General features: G+C 34.4%; 17 protein-coding genes. 15 read left to right on the top strand and 2 right to left on the bottom strand.

The features are described 5' to 3' along the window. Positions 1-68: 68 nt before the first annotated feature. Positions 69-818 (bottom strand): hydrogen peroxide-dependent heme synthase, encoded by a 750-nt coding sequence (gene hemQ, locus NGI30_RS08780; RefSeq protein ID WP_251943382.1) that lies wholly within the window; start codon positions 816-818, stop codon positions 69-71. A 225-nt stretch (positions 819-1,043) separates the two neighbouring features. Between hemQ and pta the strand changes: the two genes are divergently transcribed. The 15 genes from pta to NGI30_RS08705 all read left to right on the top strand — a co-directional run bounded on the left by pta (position 1,044) and on the right by NGI30_RS08705 (position 15,706). Continuing rightward, complete coding sequence (gene pta, locus NGI30_RS08775; protein ID WP_251943380.1) at positions 1,044-2,027, top strand: phosphate acetyltransferase; 984 nt, start codon at positions 1,044-1,046, stop codon at positions 2,025-2,027. A gap of 2 nt (positions 2,028-2,029) precedes the next feature. Continuing rightward, the gene (locus NGI30_RS08770) at positions 2,030-2,872 is read left to right on the top strand and encodes a lipoate--protein ligase family protein (RefSeq protein WP_251518723.1); all 843 of its coding nucleotides are present in this window, start codon (positions 2,030-2,032) and stop codon (positions 2,870-2,872) included. A 614-nt stretch (positions 2,873-3,486) separates the two neighbouring features. Then, positions 3,487-4,410 carry a mevalonate kinase gene (gene mvk / locus NGI30_RS08765; protein WP_251518725.1) on the top strand — a complete coding sequence of 308 codons (924 nt, stop codon included), beginning with the start codon at positions 3,487-3,489 and terminating at the stop codon, positions 4,408-4,410. A gap of 3 nt (positions 4,411-4,413) precedes the next feature. Beyond that, on the top strand, positions 4,414-5,397 hold the full coding sequence (mvaD, locus tag NGI30_RS08760; protein WP_251518727.1) for a diphosphomevalonate decarboxylase: 984 nt from the start codon (positions 4,414-4,416) through the stop codon (positions 5,395-5,397). A 12-nt stretch (positions 5,398-5,409) separates the two neighbouring features. After that, positions 5,410-6,492, top strand: coding sequence for a phosphomevalonate kinase (locus tag NGI30_RS08755; RefSeq protein WP_251518729.1), 1,083 nt, complete (start codon positions 5,410-5,412; stop codon positions 6,490-6,492). A 215-nt stretch (positions 6,493-6,707) separates the two neighbouring features. Continuing rightward, entirely contained in the window at positions 6,708-7,049 is a 342-nt protein-coding gene (locus tag NGI30_RS08750) for a YuzB family protein (protein ID WP_251518731.1), read from the top strand. A gap of 378 nt (positions 7,050-7,427) precedes the next feature. After that, entirely contained in the window at positions 7,428-8,363 is a 936-nt protein-coding gene (locus NGI30_RS08745) for an aldo/keto reductase (protein ID WP_251518733.1), read from the top strand. 163 nt (positions 8,364-8,526) lie between these two features. After that, positions 8,527-9,075, top strand: a complete 549-nt coding sequence (locus NGI30_RS08740) for a flavodoxin family protein (protein WP_251519076.1) — start codon at positions 8,527-8,529, stop codon at positions 9,073-9,075. Between the two features lie 123 nt (positions 9,076-9,198). After that, a complete protein-coding gene (locus tag NGI30_RS08735; protein ID WP_251943379.1) occupies positions 9,199-9,678 on the top strand; it encodes a GNAT family N-acetyltransferase in 480 nt (159 codons plus the stop codon). A gap of 19 nt (positions 9,679-9,697) precedes the next feature. Further along, entirely contained in the window at positions 9,698-11,011 is a 1,314-nt protein-coding gene (locus tag NGI30_RS08730) for an HD domain-containing protein (protein ID WP_251943378.1), read from the top strand. Between the two features lie 123 nt (positions 11,012-11,134). After that, positions 11,135-11,647 (top strand): YwhD family protein, encoded by a 513-nt coding sequence (locus NGI30_RS08725; RefSeq protein ID WP_251518746.1) that lies wholly within the window; start codon positions 11,135-11,137, stop codon positions 11,645-11,647. 226 nt (positions 11,648-11,873) lie between these two features. Beyond that, a complete protein-coding gene (locus tag NGI30_RS08720; protein ID WP_251943377.1) occupies positions 11,874-12,287 on the top strand; it encodes a YwiB family protein in 414 nt (137 codons plus the stop codon). 2 nt (positions 12,288-12,289) lie between these two features. Next, positions 12,290-13,957 carry an arginine--tRNA ligase gene (argS, locus tag NGI30_RS08715; RefSeq protein ID WP_251518768.1) on the top strand — a complete coding sequence of 556 codons (1,668 nt, stop codon included), beginning with the start codon at positions 12,290-12,292 and terminating at the stop codon, positions 13,955-13,957. Positions 13,958-14,114: 157 nt separating this feature from the next. Further along, a complete protein-coding gene (locus NGI30_RS08710) occupies positions 14,115-14,750 on the top strand; it encodes an endonuclease III domain-containing protein (protein ID WP_251943964.1) in 636 nt (211 codons plus the stop codon). Positions 14,751-14,812: 62 nt separating this feature from the next. Then, complete coding sequence (locus NGI30_RS08705; protein ID WP_251518770.1) at positions 14,813-15,706, top strand: ABC transporter substrate-binding protein; 894 nt, start codon at positions 14,813-14,815, stop codon at positions 15,704-15,706. Between the two features lie 67 nt (positions 15,707-15,773). Here NGI30_RS08705 and NGI30_RS08700 read toward each other — a convergent pair whose 3' ends face one another. Continuing rightward, positions 15,774-16,973 (bottom strand): CynX/NimT family MFS transporter, encoded by a 1,200-nt coding sequence (locus NGI30_RS08700; RefSeq protein WP_251518772.1) that lies wholly within the window; start codon positions 16,971-16,973, stop codon positions 15,774-15,776. Positions 16,974-16,998 lie beyond the last annotated feature (25 nt).

The raw sequence follows: 16,998 nt of genomic DNA, 5'->3' as shown, positions 1-16,998 counted from the left end.
TTATAAAAAGCCACATTCAATGTTTAAACATTGGATGTGGCTTTAGTTAATATTATAAAGTTTTAACGTTAAAGTTCGAAAAATCCTTGCAATTCTTCTTTTTTAAGAATGTGTCCTACGTAGAAACTACCGAAGTCACCGTAACGTGCTGTTGTTTCGTCGAATCTCATTTCATATACAATCTTCTTAAATTGTAATGGATCGTCAGCGAAAAGCGTCACGCCCCATTCATAATCATCGAAACCGACTGAACCAGTGATGAATTGTTTGATTTTACCAGCATACTGACGACCGATTTTGCCGTGATTATACATAAGTTCTTGGCGTTTTTCTAAAGGTAACATATACCAGTTATATGTTTCATTACGACGTTTATCCATTGGATAGAAGCAAATGTATTCTGATTGTGGTAATTCTGGATACAATCTTGGTTTGATGTGTGGGTTTTCATATGGATCTTCATCAGATTTACCAGCTAGGTAATTGCCTAATTCAATAATTGAGACAAATGAATAAGTAGGGATTAAGAAATCCATGATTTTTAATTTGTTAAATTCGTTCTCAAACTGGTTTAAATCTTTCATTTCAGGACGTAATGCCCAAAGTAAAATGTCGGCCTTTTGACCCATAATATTATAAAAGGCGTGATCACCAACGTTGTTTGTACGTGCTTCTTCGTGTTTGTTTAAAAATGCTTGTAACTCTTCAACAAGTTGTTGTCTTTCTTCTTCTTGTACTAAACGTAGGCTTGTCCAGTCAACAGCATAAAATAAATGTAAACTGTACCAACCGTCTAAAGTTTCTGGTGCTTGTGGCATTTAAATCGCTCCTTCTTTAACATTTGTATACACGTAAATTTTATCATAAAAGGATGCTGGGACAAATATAGATGTCTCAGCCTCTTTATCAATTAGGTGGGACTCGAAAACTTTATTTAGAAAATTCGATTTCTGTTCCTCTCTCAAATTAGTGTCATGGCATTATATAAAAATATGACGTATAATACTGATAAAAGGAATAATTTTAAATTCTAGGAGGGCACTATGACTTTATTAGATGTATTAAAAGACAAGCTATCAGGTAAACAAGTGAGTATTGTATTGCCTGAAGGTGAAGATGAGCGTGTGTTAAAAGCAGCTACAGAGTTGCACCAAACAAATTACGTAAATCCAATTGTATTAGGTGATGAAGATAGCATTAAAGCTTTAGCGAATGACAAAGGTTTAGATATTTCACAATTAGAAATCATTAACCCTGCAACAAGTGAATTAAAAGAAGAATTAGTCAATGCATTTGTTGAACGTCGTAATGGTAAAGCAACCGAAGAACAAGCACAAGATATGTTAAATGATGTCAATTACTTTGGTACAATGCTCGTTTACACTGGTAAAGCACAAGGCCTCGTGAGTGGTGCAGCACATTCTACTGGAGATACGGTACGTCCTGCATTACAAATTATTAAGACTAAACCAGGCGTTTCTAAAACATCAGGTGTTTTCTTCATGATTAAAGGAGACGAACAATATGTCTTTGGTGACTGTGCCATCAATCCTAAGTTAGAAGCACAGGATTTAGCAGAAGTTGCAGTTGAAAGTGCTAAAACGGCTAAAAGCTTTGGCATGGATCCACGCGTAGCTATGCTCAGCTTCTCAACTAAAGGTTCAGCAAAATCAGATGACGTTGAAAAGGTTGCTCAAGCTGTCGACTTTGCTAAAGATAAACTTAAATCAGAACAACTGGAAGATGTCCAAATCGATGGTGAATTCCAATTTGATGCTGCTATTGTCCCAGAAGTAGCTAAGAAAAAGGCGCCAGAAGCTGATATTCAAGGTAACGCAAATGTATTCATCTTCCCAAGTTTAGAAGCTGGAAATATTGGATACAAAATTGCACAACGTTTAGGCGGTTATGATGCAGTAGGTCCTGTATTACAAGGGTTAAATTCACCTGTTAATGACTTATCAAGAGGTTGCTCAACTGAAGACGTATTTAATCTATCAATCATTACTGCAGCTCAAACACTGTAATTATGGATTTAGCAGCTAAATATTTTAATCATATTAATTGGCGTTACATTGATCATTCTTCAGGGTTAGCGCCAATGCAATCTTTCGCGTTTGACGATACTTTCTCTGAAAGTGTTGGCAAGTCTTTATCTAGTAATGTAGTTCGCACATGGGTACATCAACATACAGTCATATTAGGTATCCACGATTCGAGATTACCTTACTTGCAAGATGGTATCCGTTATTTAACGGAGCAACAAGGCTATAATGCGATTGTCAGAAATTCCGGAGGCCTTGGCGTGGTATTAGATCAAGGTATTCTTAACATTTCATTGATTTTTAAAGGAAAGAATGAAACAACAATAGATGAAGCGTTTACCGTCATGTATTTATTAGTCGCAAAAATGTTCGAAGATGAAGATGTGGAAATAGAAACACATGAAATTGAACAATCCTATTGTCCAGGTAAATTTGACTTAAGTATCAACGGTAAGAAATTTGCAGGTATTTCTCAACGACGCGTGCGTGGCGGCATAGCTGTCCAAGTGTACCTTTGTGTTGAAGGTGATGGAAGTGAACGGGCAGCGATGATGAAGACGTTTTATGAACATGCATTAAAGGGAGAAGAAACTAAATTTAAATACCCAGATATCGATCCTGAATGTATGGCTTCTCTCAATACATTGTTAGGTCAATCTCTAACTGTCCAAGATGTCATGTTTAAATTACTACATGCAATTAAAGATTTAGGCGGGCAACTCAATATGGATCCTATGACGGACAATGAGTATGAGAGATATGAAGTGTACTTTGAGAAAATGATTGAGCGTAACGCGAAACTAAATCAAAAAATGAACGAAGCGTAGTAAGATTGACATATATTTTATAATTTAAATTCAGTAAAACTTTATAAGTCACAATGGCATCAACCACATAATAAATATGACAAAAACCCTAAAAAGTACGAGCCCAAACAACGACTTTTTAGGGTTTTTATATGGCAATAAAAATTCTACTTATTCTTTGATAAATTGTTGAATTATATTATTGAAAAAGTAATATAGACAAAGTGTAGTCTAAAATAATAATTATTTACACTTTCATACGAAATAAAGTGTACTTTTTGAATATAATGTTAAAGCGTTTTATAATATGTACATGTTAAAAATTATTAGTATCTGGTATTAATTTTCAAGAGATGTGTTTCATAATATCTATGACTATAGTTGTATAGAGTTATGTTCATATGTAAGGTAATATAAAATGGTAAAAACATCTTCTACAGTATCTATCAAGATTTTACATAACTACGAGCACTAACAACCAATTGTAATTAGATCGATCGATAAATAAAAGAAAATATGGTTTTAGCCCAACACTGCAATTTACGGGACATTGTAAAATGTAAGCTGTTGAACTGCCCATCAATTAATGATGTCTAAACCATAAATTTAATGAATATATTAAGGTGATTAGGAAAATGGGACAACACGGATATGGGGAAGCAAATGGAAAAGTAATATTAATAGGTGAACATGCAGTGACATTCGGCGAACCTGCAATTGCAATCCCCTTCACGACTGGAATAGTGAGAGCGTCGATTGATGAATTAGAACAGAATAGTCAATCGTACGTGAATAGCGATGTATATGAAGGTGAATTAATATATGCGCCAGAGCATTTAAAATCAGTCATAGATCGTTTTATTGAACAATATCATATCAATACACCAATCAAGGTAACGATTGAAACGAATTTGCCTGCTTCAAGAGGACTAGGCTCAAGTGCAGCCATGGCAGTTGCTTTCGTACGTGCAAGTTTCGACTATATCAACAAGCCTTTAACTGATGCACAACTTATCGAAGAAGCGAACTGGGCAGAACGTATTGCTCATGGTAAACCGAGTGGCATTGATACACAAACGATTGTTTCCAATAAACCAGTTTGGTTCCATAAAGGTCGTGTCACACAACTTAAACCTTTATCCTTAAAAGGTTATATGATTGTGATCGATACGGGTGTAAGAGGATCTACGAAACAAGCTGTAGAAGACGTACATCAACTATGTAACAATGACAACACATATAAGCAGTATATTAAACAAATTGGTAAGTTAGTATTTGAAGCGAGTGAATCAATAGAACACTCTAATTTCTTAAAGTTAGCTTCAGTATTTAATTTGTGCCAAGATTACTTACGCACATTAACTGTGAGTCATGAAAAAATTGAGAAACTAATCAAATCAAGTATGTCCCAAGGTGCTATCGCTGGTAAGTTAACAGGTGGTGGACGTGGCGGTAGCATGATTATGCTAGCTGCAAGCATTGATATAGCTGAAAAGATTGCACAGAATGCACTAGATTTAGGTGCGCATCATACTTGGATTGAATATTTAGGAGGATAAAAGTTGGTAAACAGTGGCAAAGCACGTGCACATACAAATATTGCCCTCATCAAATATTGGGGTAAAGCAGATGAACAATATATTATACCGATGAATAACAGTTTATCGGTTGCTTTAGAGCGTTTTTATACAGAAACGAAGGTAACTTTTGATGCATCTTACGAAAAAGATACATTGATTTTAAATGGTGAAGCGGTTAATGATAAAGAATCTGCCAAAATACGCCGTTTTATGGACGTTGTGCGAGAACGTGCAAACACTTCAATGTATGCTTATATCGAAAGTGAAAATTTCGTACCGACAGCTGCTGGTCTAGCCTCATCTGCAAGTGCTTATGCTGCTTTAGCTACTGCCTGCAATGAAGCTTTACAAATGAACCTATCAGACAAAGACTTATCCCGTTTAGCACGTCGTGGTTCTGGTTCAGCTTCTAGAAGTATTTTCGGTGGTTTTGTTGAATGGGAAAAAGGGGATAGTGATAAGACATCATACAGTTTCCCGTTAGATACAAATCATTGGGAAGATGAATTAGCTATGATATTTGTAGTGATTAACAATCAATCGAAAAAAGTATCAAGTCGTTCAGGTATGTCGCATACACGCGAGACGTCACGTTTTTATCAATACTGGTTAGATCATGTGGATGCTGATTTAACTGAAGCAAAGGCGGCCATTGAAGTTAAAGATTTCGACCGATTAGGAGAAGTATTTGAAGAAAATGGCTTACGCATGCATGCTACAAATTTAGGTGCTAAACCACCATTTTCTTATTTAGTCGATGAAAGTTACCAAGTTATGGACATTGTTGAACAATGTAGAGCACAGAATCTTTCTTGTTACTTTACAATGGATGCAGGTCCCAACGTTAAAATTTTAGTTAAGAAAGAACACCAACAACAAGTTATGGAAGAACTATGTAAAGTATTTGATGAAACACAAGTTCTATCGAGTGATATCACGCGTTCAGGTGTAGAAATTATTGAATAAGGAAGAGATAAAATGATTCATGTAAAAGCACCGGGTAAATTGTATATTGCAGGTGAATATGCGGTAACAGAACCTGGTTATAAATCAGTACTCATCGCAGTTGATCGTTTTGTAACTGCCGCTATAGAAAAAGCAGATTCTGTAGAAGGTACAGGCACGATTCATTCGAAAACATTGCATCACGAACCGGTTGTATTTTACCGTGATGAAGATGAAATCATTGTTTCTGATACAAATTCAGCAAAACAATTAAAATATGTCATTACTGCAATCAACGTATTTGAACAGTATGCGTTAACGCACGACATCGATTTAACCCATTTCCATTTAACTATAGATAGTAATTTGGATGATGCAAATGGCCATAAGTACGGATTAGGTTCAAGTGCAGCGGTATTAGTCTCAGTCATTAAAGCATTAAATGAATTTTATGAGATGCATTTATCTAACCTTTACATTTACAAATTAGCAGTCATTGCCAATATGAAATTGCAAAGTTTGAGTTCGTGTGGAGATATTGCAGTTAGCGTCTATACAGGTTGGTTAGCATATAGCACCTTTGATCATGAATGGGTATCTCAACAAATTGAAGATACGTCAGTAGATGAAGTTGTTATGAAAAATTGGCCAGGTTTACATATTGAACCATTACAAGCTCCAGAAAATATGGAAGTACTGATCGGTTGGACAGGTTCTCCAGCCTCATCACATCATTTAGTGAGTGAAGTAAAACGTTTGAAATCAGATCCCTCATTTTATAGTCGATTTTTAGAACAATCTCATGCATGTGTAGAAAAATTAATTCATGCCTTTAAGACAAACAATATTCAAGGTGTCCAACAGATGATTCGCCAAAATAGAGAAATCATTCAATCTATGGATGCAGAAGCCACTGTTGAAATTGAAACAGCACATTTAAAGACGTTATGTTCTATTGCTGAAAAATATGGCGGTGCTGCTAAAACATCAGGTGCAGGTGGCGGCGATTGTGGTATTACGATTATTCACAATGCAATTGATAAACAAGCGATTTATAGTGAATGGCGCGTTAACGAAGTGAAACCGTTAGAATTTAATATTTATAATGGCCAATAATACGGGGAAAGAATCCTGAATCTATTCGATTAGATTCGGGATTTTTATAATGAGAAAGTGTAATAACCAATAAATTGAACTTGAATTTTTTCCCAAAGAGAGTAAAATAATTAGAGTTGTAAGTAATAACGTACATAAATTTTTCGAAATAAGTTGTTTGTAGATAACTGCTTTTATATAAATAGAATGAATTTTAAAGAAAGGTGAGGGTGTCTTTGCAAAATAAATTTATGATTTGCGATGACTGCCATGGGGTGAACTGTAAATCTTTGGAGAAGAAATTAACGAAATTAGATCCTGATGCAGAAATCGATATTGGTTGTCAGTCATATTGTGGTCCTGGACGTCGTAAAACATTTGCATTCATTAATAATCGGCCATTAGCTGCACTTACTGAAGATGAACTCATGGAAAAGGTCATTAAGCAATTACAAAAACCAAGAGACCCAGAAGAAGAAGAGCGTTTAAGACAAAGACACGAAGAACGTAAACGCCGTAAAGAAGAACAAGATAGAAAGTTAAAAGAAAAAATTGCACGACGTAAAAGTGCAAAATAATAAATATAAATTTGATAAAACCGGTAAATGTTGAATAATGAATGCATTTACTGGTTTTTTAATTACAATACTTTTTACTAAAATCTAATCTTACTTTATGCTTCATACCTCAATTTATCTTCTAGCTATAAAAAGTACTTATCATCATAGTAATAAGCAGATTATTTAGATACTACATAGATTAATGATATTTTTTTAATGTAGTATATTATATCAAATGGCTAATTGGGAGTGGGGCAGAAATCGAATTTTCTAATAAAGCTTTCGTAGTCCCACCTAGTTGACTAAGCGTCTAAGACAACTATTTTTGTCTCAGCCTTTTATTCATAAGAGTAGTTTTAAACAAGCGTTATACAAGAGAAAAGGAGTTGTGTCGAGATGGTCAAACAAGTGAAATTAGGCAAATCAAACGTTGAAGTAACACCAATTGCAATGGGAGCCAATGCTGTTGGTGGACATAATTTTTATAACGATTTAGATGAAGAACAAGGTAAAGAAACAGTTCGCAATGCAATACGCAATGGTATGAACTTAATTGATACGGCGTATATTTATGGTCCAGAGCGCTCAGAAGAACTTGTTGGCGAAGCCGTTCAAGATTTTGATAGAGAAGATTTTGCTATCGCTACAAAAGGTGCACATTATTTCGATGAAAACAAAGAAATTAAAATGTCTAATAAACCTGAATATTTAAAAGATCAAGTAGAAAAAAGTTTAAAACGTTTGCAACTTGATTATATCGATTTATATTATATTCATTTCCCAGATAAAGATACGCCTAAAGATCAGGCAGTAGCAGCGTTAAAAGAACTTAAAGACGAAGGGAAAATTAAAGCAATTGGTGTATCGAACTTCTCATTAGAACAGTTGAAAGAAGCGAATAAAAATGGTGACGTAGATGTAGTACAAATGGAATATAATCTGTTAAACCGAGAAAACGAAGCTATCTTTGAATATACTGCGGAAAACAATATTACTTTTGTGCCTTATTTCCCACTCGTTTCTGGATTATTAGCAGGTAAATATAACGAAAATACAACATTTGATGACATCAGAGCTAAAAATCCAGAATTCCAAGGTGATAAATTCAAAGAAAACTTGAAAAAAATTGAAGGTTTAAGAGAAATCGCAAAAGCACATGATGCGGAAGTAGCTCATGTCGTATTAGCGTACTATTTAACAAAACCATCCCTTGATGTTGTGATTCCTGGTGCTAAACGTCCAGAACAAGTAGAAGATAATTTGAAAACATTAGATGTTCAACTGACGGATGCAGATATCGAAAAAATTGAGACATTATTTCCTTTAAAATAAGACATTTAAGCCAAAGCACTGCGAATAAACTTTCAGTTTTGTTCGTAGTGTTTTATATATTTAAATTGTATCAAACTATTAAATTTAGAGAAATTTGATAAAATAGGTACAACTATTTTTGAATATATGAATAAATCATTAAAAACTTAAGAAGGTGAAAATGATGATAACAGTTTTATTTGGTGGAAGCAGACCTGATGGTAATACGGCTTACATAACTCAGAAAGCAATTGCTGGTCATGAATACCGTTGGATTGATTTAACTCAATATCAGTTAGACCCAGTGAGAGATGTGAGACACGATAATGGAGAAATCACGACTTATAATGATGATTACAAGACATTAATTGATCAGGTATTAGAAAGCGATACAATCATTTTTGCGTCACCTGTTTATTGGTACAGTGTTTCAGCCTCTATGAAAGCATTTATAGATCATTGGTCTGAGACGTTGATGGATCCTAACTATAAAGATTTTAAAGAAAAAATGTCTAAAAAAGATATAAGATTAATATTGGTAGGTGGCGATTGGCCTAAGATTAAAGCAAAACCATGCATTTCTCAATTTAAATATAGTTTAGAATATATCAATGCGCATTTAAGTGGTTATATTATAGGCAGAGCGGAAAAGCCTGGAGATATTAAAAAAGATGTCTATGCATTAGAACGCGCGAAAGAATGGCAAGAAACATTAGGCGATTTTGCAGGTTAAATGAATGTCTGAAATTGTAGCGTTACCCTAACTATTTTATCTTAAATAGATTAAGTATTTTGACTATTGAAATTATGATATAATAAAGTCATTAATACCTATTGTGAGTAAGGGGAGAGCAACATGCATAAAGTGAGGAAAGCAACAGCAGATGATGTTGTCGGTATAAGAGATGTCGCAACAAAGGCTTGGTATAACACATATTTAAATATTTATGCTGCAAAGACTGTGAACGAGTTATTAGCAGCTTCTTACAATGAACAACATTTATTGAAACGATTAGACGACCAATTATTTTTAGTAATCGAAGAGGAAGATGAAATTATCGGGTTCGCTAATTTTATAAATGGTAAAGAACTTTATTTATCAGCCCATTATGTAAGACCTTCATGGCAACACCACGGTTATGGTTCTGATTTGTTAACGGAAGGTTTAGATTATTATAAGGATAATTACAGTAAGGTTTATTTAGAGGTAGACAATAAAAACAGTGATGCAGTTTCATTTTATGAGAAGAAAGGCTTTGAAAAGATACGTTCATATCAACATGAAATGTATGGCGAAGCTATGGATTTAGCATTGATGTGTAAATCATTAACTTAGCTATTGCTTAACATGCATAATGAGGAGGACAAAATTGACACTTTCAACATATGCCACACAAAAGTTACATGAAGAAAAGGTTTTTAAGGATCCTATTCACCGATACATCCATGTTAAAGATCAAGTGATTTGGGATTTAATAAAGACCAAAGAATTTCAACGTCTTAGAAGAATTAAGCAAGTAGGCACATTATATTTATCTTTCCATACAGCAGAGCATAGTCGTTTTGGGCATTCTTTAGGTGTTTACGAGATTGTACGCCGATTGATAGACGACTCATTTAATGGGCGAAAGGCATGGAATAATGATGATAGACCGCTAGCACTTTGTGCAGCACTGTTGCACGATCTAGGGCATGGTCCGTTTTCTCATAGCTTTGAAAAGATTTTTAATACGGATCATGAAGCCTTTACCCAAGCGATTATTACTGGGCCGACCGAAGTGAATCAAGTATTAAAGCGTGTAAGTGAAGACTTCCCTCAGCAAGTTGCCGATGTAATTAACAAGACGCATGATAACAAACTTGTGATTTCGATGATTTCTTCACAGATAGATGCTGATAGAATGGATTACTTACAAAGAGATGCTTACTTTACTGGTGTGACATATGGTCAATTTGATATGGAACGTATCTTAAGATTGATGCGACCGACAAAGGATGAGGTGCTCATCAAAGAAAGTGGTATGCATGCAGTTGAAAACTTTATCATGAGTAGATATCAAATGTATTGGCAAGTATACTTCCATCCCGTTAGTCGTGGTGGAGAAGTACTACTAAACAACTGCTTAAAACGTGCGAAACAGTTATATCAAGAAGGTTATTCATTTAACAAGCCACCACATGAGTTTATACCATTTTTTGAAGAGTCTATGACGATAGAACAATATGTTGAATTAGACGAAGCGGTAGTAGTGTATTATTTAAAATCATGGATTAATGAAGAAGATGAAATATTGAGTGATTTATCGCGCCGATTTATTAATAGAGATTTATTTAAATATATGCCATTCGATGGTTCGATTATTACGATTACAGAACTGACTGATTTATTTATCCAAGCAGATATTGACCCGAACTATTACTTTGTGAGTGAAGGCTTTTCAGATTTACCGTATGATTATGATCGTCCGGGATCAAATCGACAGCCGATACATTTGTTAAGACGTAACGGAGATATTAGAGAAATTAGTAATCAATCGCTAGTTATCGCTAGCATCACTGGTATTAATCGTAAAGATTATAAACTGTATTATCCTAAAGAACTCATCTCAAATATTGAAGATGAACAAGTACGTAATGCTATTTTCGGTATTTTGAATGAATTAAACTAAAACGTCATTTATTTGAGAAATTAGGGTTATATTTGTTAAATTTATTTTTAAAAGACATAGTAGGTATGGTAACGCGTAAGATATTCACTAGATGTCTAAATAACAGAGATGGAGGTGTAATGAATGGCTGAAAATAAAGGATTTAATTTCAATATTATAAAAAACGATCCACTTGATGGGCATAAAGGAACGAATATTGGTTCAATTAGTTTAGATAACGTTGCGCCAGTCTTTATTGATGTTGCAAATAAAGAGGCATTTATTGATATTGGTGGTATGCATGCACGTGCAAAAGTTGAAAAAGGCGTTAAATGGATTAAAGATAAAGAAACTGTTGAAGGTGACGAAGCCAAGGAATACTGGTTATGTTGGGTGACGACCGAACGTGGTGAAAATGGCCCATACTACGCTGGTGTTACAGCTTGTTATATGTTAGTAAATAAATCTATTCGACGCGGTTATAAGAGTATGCCTGAACATGTGAATATGATGGATAAATCAATGAAACGACATATTATTGTTGATCATATCGGAGCAGAAAATAGAGCGATATTAAAAGATTTCTTAAAAGAACATGATATTAAAATGTGGGACAATTCAACAGAAGAATTACATCAGGCATTTTCAGAATCATAATTGTTTATGAAGTTTTTAGTATAGGAAAGTTAAAAACTTTAATTTGAATCATTTTTATAAGCAAGACACTTCTTTTATTTCAATACAATGATAAAGAAGTGTCTTTTTTATTTTAAATTAAATGGGGGCTTACCATCGAAGTTTGTTAGGTATGCACACCTGTCTTGCAATGTATAAATATGCTATAATAATGTGTAATAATTTAAAGAGCAGGGTGAAGCGTTCATTGGAAAACAATGTGAGTATCGAGACCAAGCAAGTTGTTAAGCAACATGGAGATAAACAGAAATTTGCATTTAACACACATGGGACATGGCAAAAACGCCATGCTGAGTTCATTCGTTATGAAGAACAGATTGAAGATGCATCGGTTAACGTTACGGTTAAGATTGAACAAAGTGGAATAAAAATCATTCGCAAAGGCGATATCAATATGAATCTTCACTTTGTAGAAGGTGAAGACACAATCACTTTATATGAAATCGGCGGTGGACGTATTCCTTTAACAGTGCATACGCACCGTGTTAACCATTTTTTAAATGATAATGGTGGAAAACTTAAAATACATTATGATTTAATTCAAGATGAAGAGAAAATGGGCACTTACCAATATGAAATAACTTATAAGGAGACGCTGTAAAGATGAATATTATTGACCAAGTGAAACAAACACTAATTGAAGAAATCAAACATAGTATTTTAACTTCAGAGCTCGCAGATTCAGAGAGTTTACCAGAAATTAAAGTTGAGATTCCTAAAGATACTAAAAATGGTGATTATTCAACAAATATAGCGATGGTTTTAACGAAAATCGCTAAGAAAAACCCACGTGAAATCGCACAAGCAATTGTTGACAATTTAAATACAGCGAAAGCAAATGTTGAAAAGGTAGATATCGCAGGCCCAGGTTTTATAAACTTTTATTTAGATAACCACTATCTAACAGCTGTTATCCCAGAAGCGATTAATAAAGGCGATAAATTTGGTTATGCAGAATCATCGAAAGATCAAAGCATACTACTTGAATATGTATCAGCTAACCCGACAGGTGATTTACATATTGGACATGCGAGAAATGCGGCAGTAGGGGATACTTTAGCAAACATCTTAACTGCAGCTGGTTATCAAGTCACAAGAGAATATTATATCAATGATGCAGGTAACCAAATTACAAACCTTGCACGTTCAATTGAAGCGCGTTATTTCGAAGCGTTAGGGGATTCATCAGTAACGATGCCTGAAGATGGCTATCATGGTAAAGATATCATCAATATCGCTAACGATTTAGCTGCAAAACAACCAGAGTTAAAGGATTTAGCTGAAGAGGAGCGCATCAAAACGTTTAGACAACTCGGTGTAAATTATGAAATGGAGAAATTAAGAAAAGATTTATCTGATTTCAATACACACTTTGATAACTGGTTTAGTGAAACTTCACTTTATGAAAAAGGTGAAATCAAAGCAGTGTTAAATAAGATGACAGAGTTGGGCTATACGTATGAACAAGATGATGCGACTTGGTTACGTACAACGGACTTTAAAGATGATAAAGATCGCGTGTTAATTAAAAACGACGGTAATTATACGTATTTCCTACCAGATATTGCATATCACTTCGATAAGATTGAACGTGGAAATGATACATTAATCAATTTATTTGGTGCAGATCATCATGGTTACATTAACCGTTTGAAAGCCTCAATGGAAACATTCGGTGTTGATAGTGAACGTCTAGAAATTCAAATCATGCAAATGGTACGTCTTTTACAAAACGGTGAAGAAGTTAAGATGAGTAAACGTACAGGTAATGCGATTACTTTACGTGAAATCATGGATGAAGTTGGTGTAGATGCGGCACGTTATTTCTTAACGATGCGTAGTCCGGATACGCACTTTGACTTTGATATGGAATTAGCGAAACAAGAATCACAAGACAACCCAGTGTACTATGCACAATATGCACATGCACGTATTTGCTCTATCTTAAAGCAAGCAGAAGAGCGCGATATCACGCCATCAGCTGATGTTGATTTCTCACCAATTACAAACGACAAAGCCATTGAATTGATGAAGAAATTAGCTGAATTTGAACCAACGATTCAAAATGCTGCCGAACAACGTGCACCACATAGAATTACGAACTATATTCAAGATTTAGCGGCTCATTTCCATAAGTTTTATAATGCTGAAAAGGTATTAACAGAAGATATTGAGAAAACAAAAGCTTTAATTGCACTTGTAGAAGCGGTGAAAATCACATTACACAATGCATTAGCTTTAGTAGGTGTCAATGCACCAGAATCAATGTAATGATTTAAAATCGCATTACATCCAAATTGAATAAACAACAATGATAAAGAATCCATTGCCAATGCAAATACAACGATTTAAATAAAATGAACGTTGCAGCATGGTACGTGGGTTCTTTTTGTTTAATGATGAAACTTTGAGAAAGGGATTTTGGAATATGTTAGATACAGCGTCACTGTATAAAAAATTATATCAACATATGGGGCCACAAGGCTGGTGGCCAGCCGAAACACAAATAGAGATGATGTTAGGCGCGATATTAGTACAAAATACAAACTGGCGGAACGCAGCCTATGCGATACAATCATTGAAGGAGGCTACGAATCTCGACCCTCATCACATATTGCGTTTAGATTTAGAAACATTGCAACAACTCATCCGTTCAAGTGGTTTCTATAAAAATAAAGCAAAAACAATTCATGCATTACTAAAATGGCTTGATGTACACGATTTTGATTATGAAGCCATCGCGAACTATTATCACAAATCTATGAGAGATGAATTGTTGAAGATTAAAGGTATTGGAAGTGAAACTGCAGATGTATTATTTGTGTACGTATTTGGCGGTATCGAATTTATCCCCGATAAATATACACGTAGGATTTATGAAAAATTAGGTTACGACCAAATAGAAACATATGATAAGTTCAAGAAACATATTGAATTACCTACGGACTTTACGAATCAAGATGCAAAAGAATTTCACGCCTTACTCGATAACTTTGGAAAAAACTACTTTAACGGAAAAAATACAGAAAAGATGACTTTTTTAGATCAATATTTTGTTAAATAGTAGTTAAAATTGTGCGTGGTTTTGCTATGATAAACTTAACGTTATTTTGAGGAGTTAAGCCAATGAAAAAAATAAATTTATTGATTTATTTAACACTGATTCTCATGCTAGTGTTATCTGCTTGTAGTTCAGGTGGCAAGCAATCTACAGAACAACACGAGTCAAATAAGCATCCATATCATCGTATTATTTCTTTAATGCCGAGTAATACGGAAATTTTATATGAATTAGGTCTAGGCAAAAAAATAGTAGGTGTATCTACAGTCGATGACTATCCAAAACAAGTTAAAGATAAGAAGAAATTCAATGCCATGAAACTTAATAAAGAAGCATTACTGAAAGCTAAACCGGATTTAATCTTAGCTCACGAATCTCAAAAATCAACAGCTGGTGATGTATTAAAGTCGTTAAAAAAGAGTGGCATTAAAGTTGTCTATATTAAAGACGCTCAGTCAATAGATGAAACTTATGATACATTTAAACAAATTGGTAAAATTACTGGGAAAGAAAAAGTAGCGAATGATCTAGTTAGAGAAACGAAGCATAATGTGGAAAAAGTAAAATCATCAATTCCTAATTCTCAAAAATCGCAACAAGTATTTATGGAAATTTCTTCACAACCTGAAATTTATACGGCAGGTAAACATACGTTTTTCAATGATATGTTAAAGCAATTGAAAGTGAAAAATAGTTTTGCGGGATTAGAAGGATGGCCAAAGGTAAGTAAAGAGGATATTATTAAGAAGAACCCAGATATGATGATAGCTACAAGTGGTATTTCACAAAAAGCATACCAGAAAGAAGTCAAGGGACGTGGAGGATTTAACCAAGTTAAAGCAGTTAAAAATAACCGAATCAAAGCCGTCGATGGTGATAAAATATCCCGTCCCGGTCCACGTATCGATGATGGTTTGAAAGTATTAGAAAAAGCAATTTATGAAGAAAAAACCAATTAAACATAATAAAAAAAGAGTCGGCCGTCCAATAATATAATTATATGGACGCTCGACTCTTTTTTATTTACTATAATTGCGTAGGCTGACCTTTAGATCTTAATTCACCTTCAACAGTTTGTTTTCGTCCTGAACGTGTACAGTAAGTCATAATAATACAAGCTGTTATGATTAGTAAGATGAATGAGAACAACCATGTATGCGTAAGTTCATGCAATATACCGAATAATAAAGGTCCGACTGCTGCGATTAAATAGCCAACCGCTTGGGCCATACCTGATAATTTAGCTGCAGTAACACTGCTTTCAGTCTTCATTGCGAAGAAAGTATTAAAGATACCGAATGAGATGCCACTCGCAACGCCGATGAAGATGACACCTAGTAGTACAAGATGGATATTAAACATGACTAATAATGTACCTATGATAAATAATAGGCCGGATATAAAGATAATTAAGTTTTGTTTTCTCATTTTTTCAATAATCATTGGAGTTACGAAAGTCATTGGAATCAGACAAAGTTGTAAAATCGTTAAATATGTTCCAGATACACTTAAGTCGACCTTTTTACTGGATAAGTATTCTGGTAACCAATTTAGGAATGAGTAGAATATTAATGATTGGCTGCCAATGAATAAAGTGATTTGCCAAGCAAGCGTAGACTTCCATACGTTAAATTGTAATGAATCAGCACCTTTTACTTTAAGTTGGTATCTATCTAATTGAAAGACCCATACAAACATCGTAAATAATGTGACAAGAATAACTAAATTTAACACAATGTTATAGTGCCACTGATGTAATAATGGTGCCGTAATAAATGAAGATAATGCGCCACATAGATTCATAACTACTGTATACAATGCTGTTACGACGCCTATTCTACGTGGGAAACGTCCTTTGATTATCGCTGGTGTAAGTACGTTCCCATAGGCGTTACCGATGCCAACTAAAAGGGTGCCTATAAGTAAGAAATAAGTATTGGTAAAAGTACGTGTTAACAAGCCGATGACGATCAGTATAAGTGCAATAAACATCGTTCGCTCTAACCCGATGCGATTACCTGTTTTTGCTGCAAATAACGAAGCGATTGCAAAAGCCAATAATGGCATAATTGTTAATAAGCTAATTACACTATTAGACAAGTGTAAATCGATTTTAATATTAGGGATAGCTACACCTATTGAAGTAATGGGCGCACGTAAATTTGCGCCAATGAGTAAAATACCTAATAATAAAATCGCCTTTTTATGTTTACGAATAAAAGACATAAATATAAAACTCCTCAATTGATCA

This window comes from Staphylococcus sp. Marseille-Q5304 (genome assembly GCF_943737015.1).
Taxonomy (GTDB): domain Bacteria; phylum Bacillota; class Bacilli; order Staphylococcales; family Staphylococcaceae; genus Staphylococcus; species Staphylococcus hsinchuensis.
The sequence above is the reverse complement of the archived record's forward strand: the minus strand, read 5'-3'. Positions and strand labels throughout refer to the sequence as shown.

Coding starts and splice junctions, on each gene's coding strand:
- argS (WP_251518768.1), top strand. CDS start 12,290: ATGAATATTATTGACCAAGTGAAACAAACACTAATTGAAGAAATCAAA.
- NGI30_RS08725 (WP_251518746.1), top strand. CDS start 11,135: ATGGCTGAAAATAAAGGATTTAATTTCAATATTATAAAAAACGATCCA.
- NGI30_RS08730 (WP_251943378.1), top strand. CDS start 9,698: ATGAGGAGGACAAAATTGACACTTTCAACATATGCCACACAAAAGTTA.
- NGI30_RS08740 (WP_251519076.1), top strand. CDS start 8,527: ATGATAACAGTTTTATTTGGTGGAAGCAGACCTGATGGTAATACGGCT.
- mvk (WP_251518725.1), top strand. CDS start 3,487: ATGGGACAACACGGATATGGGGAAGCAAATGGAAAAGTAATATTAATA.
- NGI30_RS08735 (WP_251943379.1), top strand. CDS start 9,199: ATGCATAAAGTGAGGAAAGCAACAGCAGATGATGTTGTCGGTATAAGA.
- hemQ (WP_251943382.1), bottom strand. CDS start 818: ATGCCACAAGCACCAGAAACTTTAGACGGTTGGTACAGTTTACATTTA.
- NGI30_RS08700 (WP_251518772.1), bottom strand. CDS start 16,973: ATGTCTTTTATTCGTAAACATAAAAAGGCGATTTTATTATTAGGTATT.
- NGI30_RS08755 (WP_251518729.1), top strand. CDS start 5,410: ATGATTCATGTAAAAGCACCGGGTAAATTGTATATTGCAGGTGAATAT.
- NGI30_RS08705 (WP_251518770.1), top strand. CDS start 14,813: ATGAAAAAAATAAATTTATTGATTTATTTAACACTGATTCTCATGCTA.
- pta (WP_251943380.1), top strand. CDS start 1,044: ATGACTTTATTAGATGTATTAAAAGACAAGCTATCAGGTAAACAAGTG.
- NGI30_RS08770 (WP_251518723.1), top strand. CDS start 2,030: ATGGATTTAGCAGCTAAATATTTTAATCATATTAATTGGCGTTACATT.
- NGI30_RS08745 (WP_251518733.1), top strand. CDS start 7,428: ATGGTCAAACAAGTGAAATTAGGCAAATCAAACGTTGAAGTAACACCA.
- NGI30_RS08710 (WP_251943964.1), top strand. CDS start 14,115: ATGTTAGATACAGCGTCACTGTATAAAAAATTATATCAACATATGGGG.